The 12,399-nt window shown below is 52.4% G+C and carries 12 protein-coding genes; 8 read left to right on the top strand and 4 right to left on the bottom strand.

Translation table 11 applies throughout. The features are described 5' to 3' along the window. Window positions 1-37: 37 nt before the first annotated feature. From NP590_RS06495 to NP590_RS06505, 3 genes are read right to left on the bottom strand one after another with little or no spacing between them, the layout of a single operon-like run. Window positions 38-1,879, bottom strand: a complete 1,842-nt coding sequence (locus tag NP590_RS06495; RefSeq protein ID WP_256601486.1) for an Hsp70 family protein — start codon at window positions 1,877-1,879, stop codon at window positions 38-40. Further along, complete coding sequence (locus NP590_RS06500) at window positions 1,876-2,529, bottom strand: DUF2760 domain-containing protein (protein ID WP_256601487.1); 654 nt, start codon at window positions 2,527-2,529, stop codon at window positions 1,876-1,878. Before NP590_RS06500 ends, NP590_RS06495 begins: the two co-directional genes overlap by 4 nt. Before the next feature lie 17 nt (window positions 2,530-2,546). Beyond that, entirely contained in the window at window positions 2,547-2,930 is a 384-nt protein-coding gene (locus NP590_RS06505) for a hypothetical protein (RefSeq protein ID WP_256601488.1), read from the bottom strand. Window positions 2,931-3,414: 484 nt separating this feature from the next. Between NP590_RS06505 and NP590_RS06510 the strand changes: the two genes are divergently transcribed. Further along, window positions 3,415-4,350: a hypothetical protein gene (locus NP590_RS06510; protein WP_256601489.1), complete on the top strand. Its 936-nt coding sequence runs from the start codon at window positions 3,415-3,417 to the stop codon at window positions 4,348-4,350. Continuing rightward, window positions 4,347-5,438 (top strand): flavin monoamine oxidase family protein, encoded by a 1,092-nt coding sequence (locus NP590_RS06515; RefSeq protein ID WP_256601490.1) that lies wholly within the window; start codon window positions 4,347-4,349, stop codon window positions 5,436-5,438. Before NP590_RS06510 ends, NP590_RS06515 begins: the two co-directional genes overlap by 4 nt. Before the next feature lie 122 nt (window positions 5,439-5,560). Here the strand turns inward: NP590_RS06515 and NP590_RS06520 are convergent, their stop codons facing one another. Beyond that, window positions 5,561-5,884: a hypothetical protein gene (locus NP590_RS06520; RefSeq protein ID WP_256601492.1), complete on the bottom strand. Its 324-nt coding sequence runs from the start codon at window positions 5,882-5,884 to the stop codon at window positions 5,561-5,563. A 640-nt stretch (window positions 5,885-6,524) separates the two neighbouring features. Here NP590_RS06520 and NP590_RS06525 point away from each other — a divergent pair. From NP590_RS06525 to NP590_RS06550, 6 genes are all read left to right on the top strand, one after another. After that, on the top strand, window positions 6,525-7,361 hold the full coding sequence (locus NP590_RS06525) for a winged helix-turn-helix domain-containing protein (protein WP_256601493.1): 837 nt from the start codon (window positions 6,525-6,527) through the stop codon (window positions 7,359-7,361). 352 nt (window positions 7,362-7,713) lie between these two features. After that, entirely contained in the window at window positions 7,714-9,252 is a 1,539-nt protein-coding gene (locus tag NP590_RS06530) for a hypothetical protein (RefSeq protein WP_256601494.1), read from the top strand. Between the two features lie 82 nt (window positions 9,253-9,334). Beyond that, the gene (locus NP590_RS06535; protein ID WP_256601495.1) at window positions 9,335-9,688 is read left to right on the top strand and encodes a hypothetical protein; all 354 of its coding nucleotides are present in this window, start codon (window positions 9,335-9,337) and stop codon (window positions 9,686-9,688) included. A 6-nt stretch (window positions 9,689-9,694) separates the two neighbouring features. Then, entirely contained in the window at window positions 9,695-10,390 is a 696-nt protein-coding gene (locus tag NP590_RS06540) for a C39 family peptidase (RefSeq protein WP_256601496.1), read from the top strand. Window positions 10,391-10,411: 21 nt separating this feature from the next. Beyond that, a complete protein-coding gene (locus NP590_RS06545; RefSeq protein WP_256601497.1) occupies window positions 10,412-10,891 on the top strand; it encodes a hypothetical protein in 480 nt (159 codons plus the stop codon). Window positions 10,892-10,997: 106 nt separating this feature from the next. Then, the gene (locus tag NP590_RS06550) at window positions 10,998-12,317 is read left to right on the top strand and encodes a transporter (RefSeq protein WP_256601498.1); all 1,320 of its coding nucleotides are present in this window, start codon (window positions 10,998-11,000) and stop codon (window positions 12,315-12,317) included. Window positions 12,318-12,399: the final 82 nt, after the last annotated feature.

Here is a 12,399-nt window from a genome sequence, read left to right on the forward strand (position 1 = left end):
TGCCATGCATGCCCAACCCTCAAATCATCGGCCGACTTTATTCGTTGCCGGCCCTGACGTCGAATTCGATTTTCCAGCGCTTGTCGTCCCGATTGGACACTGCCTTCAATTCCAGGGTACCCACTTCGGTGACCGCCGCCGTCAAATGCACCGGCACGATATCGCCGGGATGCATACCTTCCTCCGGCAGCGTGATTTCGATTTCATCCAGTTCCTCCAGTTCGTCGTCGTTCCAGCTTTCCAGACGGGTTCCGACTTGGTCTTCCCGGCGGGTTTTGGAGGCGAAAAAGCGAAAGCGTACCGGTTCGCCGATGATCAGGCCGAATTCGTCATTAGGCAAGGCCTGTTCGCTACCCTCTTCCATGCCGAAGGGCGCGATGCACAAGGCTTCGATTTCCGGTGCCAATCCGGGCACCGCCGGCATGGCGCTTTCCACGCCGACATAATACGCGGCCGCCGTGCCGCCCTTGATGCGCACCCCCTTGCCCTTGCGCACAAAGCCGTAATAAGCGGCACCGCGCGCTACCGCCAGATCCAGATCGGCACCGCTCAGCAATCTGGCCTCTGGCGCTTGTTCCGCCCGCAGCCAACCGTTTAAAACACCCATCAAACGTTCGGACAAACCGGCGGCCTTCAACACGCCGCCGTTGAACAATACCGCCGTGGGATGTAAGAAACCGGCATTTTCCGCTAATGCCGCGTGGCCCAGCTCGCTGACGGCCTCTTTTTGTTTGGCCAGAAAAGCCGCCAGATGGCGGGTGATACCGGCATCCTGGGCATACGGCAAACCAGCGGCGCGCAAACCGCCGCGCGGCTTGCTCACCGGCCGTTCGCTGACCGGCACTTGCGGCAGAAAGCCCTCCACCAATACCCGGTTCAATTCGTCGCGGCTTAGTTCGGTGCGCAGCGTGCCGCCAATCAACGACGATCCCCGGCTGGCCACCACGATGGGCATGCTGCCCAATTCGGGCTGGTTGAACAATTTTTCCTTGGCTTCCCGGCAGGCATGGGTCAAAGCCTGCAGTTGCCAGGATTCCAGACGCTTGCCGCTTTCCTGCTCCATTTTGGCCTTGACCGTGTACGCCAGCGCCAAGTCCATGTTGTCGCCGCCCAGCAGGATATGGTCGCCGACCGCCACCCGAGTCAGTTGCAGATTGCCTTCCTGCTCGGTCACCGCAATCAACGACAGGTCGGTGGTGCCGCCGCCGACGTCGACGACCAAAATCACATCGCCCACCCTAACGTGGTTGCGCCAATCGCCTTCGCTGTTTTCAATCCAGCTATACAGGGCGGCTTGCGGTTCTTCCAGCAACACGGCCTGATGCAGACCGACGGCGCGCGCCGCTTCCACGGTCAACTCGCGGGCGGCGGGATCGAAGGATGCCGGCACGGTGAGGGTGACATCCTGTTGTTCCAAACGGTCTTCCGGAAACCGATGATTCCAGGCATCGCGCAAATGCCGCAGGTAAGCCATGCTGGCGGCAAAAGGCGAGATGCGGCCGACCTCCTCGGGCGCATCGGCCGGTAAAATGGCCTGCTTGCAATCGACGCCGGCATGGCACAACCAGCTTTTGGCGCTGGCCACCAGGCGTATCGGAGTTTTGCCGCCCAAGTTGCGGGCAATCTCGCCGACCAGATGCTCGGGCTTTGCAACCCATGGCAAGGCCGTTTCGCCCTCGACGATTTCAGCCGCGTGCGGCAAATAGGTAAACGAGGGCAATTGCGACTTTTCCTCGATAGTGCCGGGAGCGGTCAATTGCGGAATGGCTAAAACCGCCAACGCCACCTCGTCGCCGTCGTGCCGCAAATCCACGTAGGAAATCACGCAGTGGGTGGTACCCAGGTCTATACCCACCGAATAACGGGCCGCCTCGCTCATAACTCAACCTCGGCGGCCGCGATGATGCTGGCATTGTGCCCCTCGGTCAATTTGGGCAAGCGCAGATCGGTCACCCGCCAGCCCTTATGCACCAAAGTACCGCTAAACGGCGCTTCGCCGACAATATTGCCGGTCAAGCGGAAACTGGCGGCATCGAAACCCTTGTGCAAGCTTACCCGGCTGCCTTCCTGGTCCTGGCTGACCGGCGCCAGCGTAAAATGCTCGTCGATGGCCTTGCCGCAACCCTGATGCACCACCCGCGCCGCCGCGCCGATCTCGGCATCGGAATAGGCGCTGACATCTTCCTTGATGAAATCGATGAAGCGGGCTTCCTTTTGCAACAGACTCAATAACTGCAGGGCCGCATCGGGAGTGGCTTCCTTCAGGATTACCGGCTCGGGTGCGGGCTCCCGCACAATTTTTTCCACTTCGACGATTTTCTCGACGACTTTGATTTCAGGTTGCGGTGCAATAGCGGGCGCCGGCACGGGCGCGGGAACATGGCGTTTACAACGGCGCATGCCCAGAATTACCGAAATCAATACGGTAATTAACAGCAAAGCCAACACAACAACCGTACCGGCCAGACAAACGTGCCATAGATCGAAGGTGGTCGGGCGTAAAGCCAGATCGATAGTATAGGTATTCATGGTTTTGATAAGGTCGATTAAGGTTGGCCGGCTTTCTTGGCGGCTTCGGCGTACATCAATTCCTGCAGCAAATTGCGGGTAACCTGGATACGCAACTTTTTCAAATGCCGATCGGCAATCACGCCCGGCACTTCGGCATCGGTATAGACCTTGCGCATATCCGCCAAGGTGGGTTCGCAGAGTTTGATAATGGCATCGGTGGCATTGCGGCTTTCCAACTTGGCGAAATCGGGTTTTTGCATGGTGTCGACCACGCATTTTTTGTAGTTATATTGAGCTTGCTGAATCTTTTGAATAGTTGCTTCCGTCAGGGTGGTTTCATTCCAGGCATCCTTGGCCGCATCGTCGGCGAAAGCCGGGTTGCCTAGCAACAATAGCGCGGCTATTAAAGAATATTTCATTGCATTACTCCATGGGTTGAACATCGTTTGGCATGGATTTTACGCGAAGCGGGCAAAAAGCGACAACCAAGCTTCCCTGAACACGAATGTCGACTTGGCTAAGAAGCGCGCGAAATATCTTTAACAAAGCATTCCCTCTCGCTTCGGAGGCCGTCGTAAAAGCTCCCTTGCGGGTTGGGGCGAGGGGATTGTAGCTAATGAGTCATTGTTTTACATACCCTCATCCCAACCTTCTCCTTTATGCCCCGCGGGTGCGGAGGGAGAAGGGACTGAAAGACCTAAGGTTTGCATTGCCAAGCGTCTCCGACAACGGCAATTTGTCGCATCCGCGACATGCCTTGCGCTTCCGCCGCGATCGTGTCGCGGGGGCATGCCGACGCTTTTATGCCGTAAAAACCGGCCCTTGGCCGCCGCCGCCATAAGCCCGGGAAAAGTGGCCCCAATATTGAATGCCGATTCAATTTAAGCCGATTGCCAGCCCGCCATGGATTACATTTTCCCACTGCCGCTTCCGCCGCGGCATCCGCCCGTCGCCCGAGACATTCGTATTTTTCCCGGTCATCGTTATCTGATTGATGCAAGCGCCCTCGCGCCGCAAGAACCCGCCGATGCCGAAGCCAGCCTGCAAAACGGCTTGATCGGCTCGTACACACTCTCCACGGATGCCACCCACATCAAGGCGGTCGATCTACTTGCCGGCCCCGCCCGGGGCTTTGTCTGGGACGTCGATTTGTTACCCGAGCGAATACGCCAGGCCTTGCAAAGCGGAGCCGATCAACCGCGCGCCACCGAATTCAACCACTTGAAGCTGCTGGACACCCGGATGGCCGCGCCGGAAGTACGCTTGAGCGGACACCGCCCCAGCTTGACCATCAGCCCCCGCTTTGAATTGGAATGGCACACACCGGCCCATGCCAGCCAACTGGGCATCGTACAACTGGTGGAATCGACCCGCGCCGCCATGCTGGCCAACGGGGAATCGGTGAGTTTGCTGGATACCGAAAGCGCCGGCAACGACCCGGTGTTGTTACTAGACGACCCGGCCGATTCGACCGCAGTAAAACCGCTCTGCGGCTTTCAAGCCCGGGGCCGGCATCAACGCTTCGAATTTTGCCCCGCCGCCTCGCAAGGCATTCCGGACGAAATCGACGGTCAGGCCGTCGCTTCGCTCAGCGTACTGGAAAAATATACCTTGTATTTCATGCAAAACGCCGACCCGATGCAGCCCGACAGCTATATCTGGGTGCCGGTACATTTACCCATCGTCTGGGGCTGGAGCATCCGGGTACAACAACGCTACGACGGGGTTTGGGACGTTTTTCGCAAAAAACTGATCATGCCGACTCCGTCCACCGAAGCGCCGGCATTACCGCGCTGGCGTGGCAACAGTCTACGTTGCCGCAACCGGGTGGAAATATGACGCCGATGCTGGATGTGGCAATTATCGGCGCGGGATTGTCGGGTTTGGCATTGGCCGAGCGACTGCACGACGGCCGCCGCAACATCGCCGTATTCGAAGCCCGCGAACGCCGCGGCGGCCGCATTCTGACCCATATCGCGCGGGAAGCGGATTTGGCCCTGGATTTAGGCCCAACCTGGCTTTGGCCGAACCGGCAACCGCGCATGGCCGCGCTGAGCAAACGCCTGGGATTAACACTGTTCCGGCAATGGGACGGCGGCCACAGCCTTTATCAAATCGACGCCACCCGAGTGCCGTCCTTGTATATCGATCTCGAAACCCATGCCGATTCGCGGCGCATCGAAGGCGGCTGCGGCCGCTTGATTGACGGCCTGTCAAAACTGTTGCCGGACGACCTGACGCATTTGCGCCACCGCTTGCTTAGTCTGACCGACTGTCAAACCCACATAAAACTGCTGTTTGCCACCGCCGCCGGCGAACGGCGGATACAGGCCCGCCAAGTGGTATTGGCCGCCCCGCCGCGTCTATTGGCCGAAACCGTCCGTTTCCAACCGGCCCTGCCGGCCAAATTCGCGCACATTTTGCGGGAGACGCCTACCTGGATGGCCGGGCACGCCAAAGCCTTGCTGGTCTATGAACAGGCATTTTGGCGCCAATACGGATTTTCCGGCAACGCGCTGCTGCGTTATCCGGGCGCGGCATTGGCGGAATTGTACGACGCCTGCCCGGCCGACCGGCGAACGGCGGCATTATTCGGTTTTTTCGGCCTACCGGCGACGACGCGGGCCTACTACCGGGATAAGCTGGAAGAACTGGTGGCTCGGCAATTGACGGGCCTCTTCGGCGCAGCGGCCGTCAATCCCAGCCGGGTCATCATTCAGGATTGGAGCACGGAAACCTTTACAGCCACCGACGCTGATCGAATCCCGCCCAACGAGCATCCGGCTTACGGCCAAGCCGCGCTGCAACTGGATCATTGGCGGGACAAACTGTATTTTTGCGGCAGCGAAACCGCCAGCCGCGAAGGCGGTTACATGGAAGGCGCCCTCGAAGCCGCCGAGCGGGTATTCCAAGCCTTGGCGGTTTAAGGCACGGGTAAAGCGTTAAGAATTCCGTCAAAAATAACTTCCCGAAATCGCCCGCCGCGACACAGGGCCCGATAATTCCAACGCGCTAGAGGTCTTTAGGCCAGCACGCAATACGCGCCTTTTTAAAGAAGCCGGAGGAAAAATCCGGCTTTGGAATGATCAATGCATCGTCGAATGCTGCATTTGCCGCTGAACATACTGAAAACCACATCGGCGCGAGCCTCGATGTCGTCGTTGGAATAATCGTCAGGCATGCGAACTAACAGTTGGTCGATAATCGCCACCTTCATCTGCGCCTGACTGGAAGCGCGGTCGCGTAAGTTGCCTAAAATCTGTTGTTGCTCGATCAGAGAGTCCATCAATTCCCGCGCCATTTTTTTAATTTTGCTCAGATCATGCTGGGTGATGGCATCTTTGTCTTTGGATAACGGATCAAAGACCGCCAACGAATCGCAACGTCAGTCAAGGCGCAATACCAAGGAAACAATAAGATGGCGCTACATTTGCCATTTTGTGGAAGTACAAAAAAACAGGTAAGTTATTTCAACGAGTTTAAAATCGACACACCTAAGCCGCCGATCTTTTGATACTAGAGTTTGTTAAAGACGGGCTAACTTGACGGCATTGCCCCATCCCGCGCGCGTCATCATTCAGGATTGGAGCACAACAATCTTTAAAACCGCAGTTCCAGTCCCGCCAGCATCAGGCTTACGGCCCGACCGAACTGCGACTGGATCACTGGGCGGACAAACCGCATGATAAACATCCAGGCAATCAATTTTTCTATACGTAGTTTCTCGGATAGAAAGAATCGTGGTCTGCGAATATCATGAATTCCGCTTGGTTGGAGTCGTATCGGCGCTATGCCGCAATCAATAATCATTGATGCGATGACCCCAGTTAATATATTAAAACATCCACGTCAATTCGGAATGGTACATTTTAAGAGGCTTGTTTTTTCGTACCCGCGCAACCGGTTTATCATTTTTACTAATATTCTGTATTTTTGGTTTTTTATTTTAACGGGCTAGGATAGCAAACACACGCCCGGTTTTTGTTGCTTTAAAACCTCAATCGATATTCAAAATGAATAAATTAAATAATATTGCTATTTTGAGTAATGATGAATACATTACAGGACTATTGAAAGGCTATTGCTTTGCCAATAATATTCATATACTCGCATCGCATGACAACTTATCCCATCTGGCCGAATTGCAGAGAAAAAAGCCTGATATGGTGTTTTTTTCGATTGGTTTATTCGACGGTTTCACAAAGCCGCTAACCAGTCTATTTGTAAATACCAATAAGATAAACAGTGAAGTCGTATTTATTGGTTTAAACAAAAGCAAGCATAACCAGTCGTTTATAAAACCCGAGTGGTTTCATGAAATACTCAACGATCCCTTCGATGTTATTGATATCGACGCCTTGATTAAACGATATTTCGCGCTCGGCAGTCTGGATATTGAGGAACGCCGCCACGGCGAGCGGCGCTCCCGGCAGAATGACAGACGGGGGCGTAGTCCAATCAACCCCCGCGCCCTCATGCCTGCCCCGCAGTTCGTCGCTCACGAGATAGATCGGTTCTTGACCAAGCAGGATTTCAAGATCGACCATAACAACCGTTGCGTTTATCTGAAAGGAAACAAAATCGATCTGACGCCGAAGGAATACGAATTGCTCGAGCTATTATCATCGGATCTGAATCGTATTTATACCGCCGACGAAATATTGAATCATATCTGGCCGGAAAATAATCGCGCAACCAAATCCGATCTATATCAATACATGCATCTTTTACGAAAGAAGATTGAGAAGGATCCGAACAACCCGAAATGGCTGATGAACATAAAAGGCTTTGGTTACAAGTTAAATATTCCATTGCCGGATTTTACCGATTCAAGCCAAGTGTTGTCCTGATTTTTTAAAAGCGCTAAAAAATTGAGCCGGCAATCGGTCATTCTTAAATTAGCTCCTTATTCTTTCCTAGAGTTATATCCAAGTATTATTTCCCTCTGTTAAAGTCGGAAGTCTGCACCATTGAATGATTCAGGCATCCGGCTTTTTCGCGTCTGCCGTACCGGCTTTTCATGGACCGTAGTTGAAACTGGAATTTGATTTACTTTTGAGTTTTGTTTTATGGAAAATTGAGTAGCAATTGAAGAATACTATAGTCGTGGCAGCGGTTGGTTAGTTATGTAATTAATCATTTGTTCCACTCTCATTAGAATATCTAATGAAATCATTGAAATTATCTTTTGGAGTCAAGAAAATGAAACAATTTAAAAAAACATTATTAGCGACCGGAATTTTCCTGGCCTTGGGTTCCACCTCCGGCGCATGGGCGGAAGACGGTATATCACCGGACGTCACGGCTAAAGGTGCCGGTAATTCGTCTATCAGCGGTGGCGGCACATCCATGATTGGCGCGGTGACAGACACATCCACGGTTACAAAAACCGATAGCAGTAAAAGCGGAAATACGCTGACAAAAGACAGCAATAATACCGACAGTAAAACAGTTACGAAAACCGATAGCAGCATCGCGGCCGATGGCAAATCAAAAGCCAGCGATCAAGGCTCTTCCGTCAACGGTAGCGGTTCGGCCAGCACAGCGAACACGTCGACCAAAACCATCAGCGAAACCGATAGCAGCAACAGCGGTAACACCTCTACAAAAAACAGTAACAACACCGATACCAAAACGGTATCCAAAACAGACAGCAGCATCGCGGCCGACGGCAAATCGAAAGCCAGCGATCAAGGCTCTTCCGTCAACGGTAGCGGTTCGGCCAGCACAGCGAACACGTCGACCAAAACCGACAGCAGCAACAGCGGTAACACCTCTACAAAAAACAGTAACAACACCGATACCAAAACGGTATCCAAAACAGACAGCAGCATCGCGGCCGACGGCAAATCGAAAGCCAGCGACCAGGGCGCATCTGTCAACGGTAGCGGCTCCGCAAGCACTGCAAACACCAAAACCATCAGCAAAACCGACAGCAGCAACAGCGGCAATACTGACAGCAGTCATAGTGGAAACACGCTAACCAAAGACAGTAACAACACCGACACCAAAACCATCACCAAAACCGATAACAGCTTGAGCGCGGAAGGCAAGGTGAAATCCGATGACCGCGCAGCGGCGGTTAATGGCAGTGGAACGGCGTCCACCACCGATTCCAGCAACAGCGGCAATACCAAAACGATTGCCAAGGACAGCAATAACACAGACAGCAGCACCAACAACGACAGCAAGGCAAAAGCCTCCGATCAAGCCGCCTCAGTCGGTCGGGATGGAACGGCGACATCTAACAACACCAATACCAAAACCATCACCAAGGACAGCAATAACGCCGATAGCAGCACCACCAGCAGTGCCAAGGCAAAAGATCAGGCTGTGGCGGTGGGTCGCGACGGAACGGCCACATCCAACAACAATCACGCCATGTCCAAAGGCGACGGTTCGGCCACATCGAATGCGGGTTCGGCTAACTCTACCTACACCGAAACGCAGATCGAATTGAAATCGGAAGGTGACGCATCGCCGGTGATCAACTCCGCCGGCGGCGCTCCTCAAGTCAATAACTCTTATTTGGCCGGCAGCGTGACCGGCGCCGGGGCCGGTGAAACATTGCCGTTAAATGGCATTGCGGTACCAGTGAATAACTCAATCTCCGGGTCATTCAACAACTTTGCCGGGTTGAACCAGTCCGTACAAAACTCCGGACAAGGCGCTTTGGCGCAACAACAAGTCTCTTTCCAAGGCAATGTCAATGTGACTCAAACCAATCCAGTCGCACCGTAAGTTGAACAAACCCTGATGACGGTATGCCGGCGAACCGTGTGTTCGTCGGCTCCTTAAAATCAACATCCCAACGGAGCTAACCATGAAAATTTCTATGATAAGTGCATGGTTTATCTTGGCGGCCGGCCTGTTTTCTAATTCAATGGTCAATGCGGAAAATACCGGTGCGGATTTTCTCGATCAGACAAATGCCGTATCGCTGGAGGAATTGGATAGCGAACGAGGAAAAGGCGGCGTCGATCCCTTCATACTGAGTAAATCGACGGCCATTGCGGTTTTGGAAGGCAATTCCGCAACAAATACTATCAGTGGCATCAATTCCATCGATGGCGGATCGTTTAACGGCGCCAGCGGCATGTTCTCGATTATTCAAAACAGTGGGAACAACGTGATTATTCAAGATTCAACGGTATATAACGTAACCGTCATGCCTTGATACATCATGAAGCCATTTATTTTCGCAATCTTTATTTCTTTCACATCTGCCGTCATCGCGGTCAAGGCTGATTCAGTTTATTTGAATGGTGTTGCCGGTGGCGGGAATTACACAATTCGGGTAACTAGTTTTGCGGAGCGGCGTTTTAAAACCATTTATAAACAAAAATACGATTTTAGTTGCGGTTCGGCTACGCTGGCGAGTTTACTGACATTTCATTATGACCACCCGGTAGACGAGCAGGCTGTGTTTGTCGATATGTATCAAAATGGTGATAAACAAAAAATACAAAGGGAAGGATTTTCATTACTCGATATGAAACTGTATCTGGCTAGGCAGGGTTATATCGCCAATGGTTATAAAATCGATCTTGATAACTTATTAAAAATAAACGCCCCCGCCATTACTATTATCAATAATAACGGCTATTTGCATTTCGTCATTATCAAGGGGGTCAGTGCTTATGAAGTTCTAGTCGGCGATCCCGCAGTCGGTCTGAAACGAATGTCGAGAAAGGATTTCGAGGCCATGCGGGAAAACCGAATCTTGTTCTTGATCAACGACAAAGCATTGAATGCCGACAATCACTTCCAGGACGCGAACGAATGGGCTTTGCAGCCAAAAGCACCGATTGAAAGCGTGGTCAATCGCGAGCATTTATCCGCCTTTAACTTACTGCAGCCCGGGCGTTGGGATTTCTGATCACCGTATGAGGTTAATATCATGAGCGATTTTACATCCCGTCCAGTCTTGACAAATCATCGCCGCTTGATGATTTTGTGCTTATTCAGTAGTTGTCTTCATATCAGCGGCGTATATGCCATTGAACGCATCGATCAAGAGGAACTCGACCACTGGGTACCGGTTTCAGACGATGAATTGAATGCGATGCGGGGTGGTTTCGTTCTGCCCAATGGTATGAACTTGGAAATCAGCGTGCTGAGGTCTGTCAGTATAAACGGCGTCGAAACGCTGTCATCCAATATCAGCCTGCCGGATAATTTTAATTGGGTAAGAAACGGCAGCGATAATTACGGCGCTAATTTGAATCTGCCGGCACTCAGCGATGTTATTCAAAATACCTTGGATAACCAGTTGATTCAAAGCGTCAGAGTCGTCAACGTCGAATTGAGTCACTTGCAGGGCATGGCAAGTAATCGGGGTGGCATGATAGTTAATCACGTGGTCATACCCAATCTTTGATTTTTAATTATCCAAAATCGAAAAATTGCTTTGTTGACATCGAGGCGATTCAAATCGTCGTGTCCGTCATTTATTAAATTGTCCAATTATCGTAAAGGCAAACTCGATGCAATATAAAAAAAATCATCATCCGATAGAGGCTTGCGATATGCCGTTGTTATTTGCGGGCCTTCTGTTATTTTCGCCTGCAGGGTTTGGCGCTGAGCCGCAAACCACGGCCGATTTGGTCGAAGAGTATAAAAAATTGGTGGCCGAGCAAAAAAAGGAGTTCGATAATCAGCGACAAATCATCACCGAGCAGAATAAGATCATCGAGCAAATGAAATCGCGGCTGGATGCCATGTCAGAGCAAGCACCACAGCCTGCCAGAAGGCCGAGCGCGGATTCGGGCAATGCTCACAGCGGAACTGAAGCTGCGCAAACACCACGTTCAAGCGACTCGCTACCGGCAAAGCCGGTCGGTCAGGCACCCGCCGATTATTCGGAGAAACCCAAGCCGCCGGAACTGCCCCGGCTCAGTTCGACGGTAGGCGGCGTATTGACGCCGAAAGGCCGCCTGGTTTTCGAGCCGTCGCTGCAATACACCTATACCGATAACTACCGGGTTTTTCTGGATGCCTATACCTTCCTTCCGGCCCTGGCGATTGGTTTGATCGACATTCGTCAGGTCAAGCGCCACACCATGATAGGTAGTCTCGCCGCGCGTTATGGCATCACCGACCGATGGGAGGTGGAATTTCGGGCACCGTTCGTGTATCGCTCGGACGCGCAGCGCGCCCGGCCCGTGGATCTCAGTCCCAGTTATGCCGACGAAACCTTCACATCGAGTGGCAGCGGTATCGGCGATTTGGAGTTTGATATTCGTTACCAGTTGAGCGATGGCGAAGACGGCTGGCCCATTCTGATTGGCAACATCGTCGCGACGGTACCCACCGGTACGAGCCCCTTCGATATCGATTACCGAGCATCGACGGTGCAAAACATTCCATATCTTACGTTTCCGACCGAACAACCAACAGGCGTGGGTTATTTCAGTTTTCAACCAAGCATCACGCTGCTGTATCCGACAGACCCCGGCGTTTTCTACGGCAATATCGGTTACATTTATAATGTCGAAACTAATGCCGGCAATTTTGGGGGAACCTATGATGCGGGCGACGGCATCAGTTTGAGCTTCGGCATGGGATTTTCATTGAATGAAAAATCGTCGTTCAGTATTGGTTATTCCCATAAACATTTATTTAATTCGACCGCCAATGGCGAAACCATTAACGGCAGCGCTCTGGATATCGGCCAGTTACTCATCGGTTTTTCGTTCCGAGCCTCGCCAAAGACCACCTATAACGTGTCGTTGGGTATAGGCGCCACCGGAGATTCACCCAGCATCAGTCTGATGTTGCGCATTCCGATGGGATTTGATATTTGAGTCTTACCTACTGAAAACTGTATTGCTGCAATGAAGCCCAACCTATTGCTTGGTTAGGCTTCACTATATTCATTTACGACAT

Source organism: Methylomonas subterranea, assembly GCF_024505185.1.
In the GTDB taxonomy this organism is placed as follows: Bacteria; Pseudomonadota; Gammaproteobacteria; order Methylococcales; family Methylomonadaceae; genus Methylomonas; species Methylomonas subterranea.

Excerpts from the sequence above, each read along its gene's own strand:
- NP590_RS06540 (WP_256601496.1), top strand. The coding sequence starts at position 9,695 with ATGAAGCCATTTATTTTCGCAATCTTTATTTCTTTCACATCTGCCGTC.
- NP590_RS06495 (WP_256601486.1), bottom strand. The coding sequence starts at position 1,879 with ATGAGCGAGGCGGCCCGTTATTCGGTGGGTATAGACCTGGGTACCACC.
- NP590_RS06535 (WP_256601495.1), top strand. The coding sequence starts at position 9,335 with ATGAAAATTTCTATGATAAGTGCATGGTTTATCTTGGCGGCCGGCCTG.
- NP590_RS06510 (WP_256601489.1), top strand. The coding sequence starts at position 3,415 with ATGGATTACATTTTCCCACTGCCGCTTCCGCCGCGGCATCCGCCCGTC.
- NP590_RS06525 (WP_256601493.1), top strand. The coding sequence starts at position 6,525 with ATGAATAAATTAAATAATATTGCTATTTTGAGTAATGATGAATACATT.
- NP590_RS06505 (WP_256601488.1), bottom strand. The coding sequence starts at position 2,930 with ATGAAATATTCTTTAATAGCCGCGCTATTGTTGCTAGGCAACCCGGCT.
- NP590_RS06530 (WP_256601494.1), top strand. The coding sequence starts at position 7,714 with ATGAAACAATTTAAAAAAACATTATTAGCGACCGGAATTTTCCTGGCC.
- NP590_RS06545 (WP_256601497.1), top strand. The coding sequence starts at position 10,412 with ATGAGCGATTTTACATCCCGTCCAGTCTTGACAAATCATCGCCGCTTG.
- NP590_RS06515 (WP_256601490.1), top strand. The coding sequence starts at position 4,347 with ATGACGCCGATGCTGGATGTGGCAATTATCGGCGCGGGATTGTCGGGT.
- NP590_RS06500 (WP_256601487.1), bottom strand. The coding sequence starts at position 2,529 with ATGAATACCTATACTATCGATCTGGCTTTACGCCCGACCACCTTCGAT.
- NP590_RS06550 (WP_256601498.1), top strand. The coding sequence starts at position 10,998 with ATGCAATATAAAAAAAATCATCATCCGATAGAGGCTTGCGATATGCCG.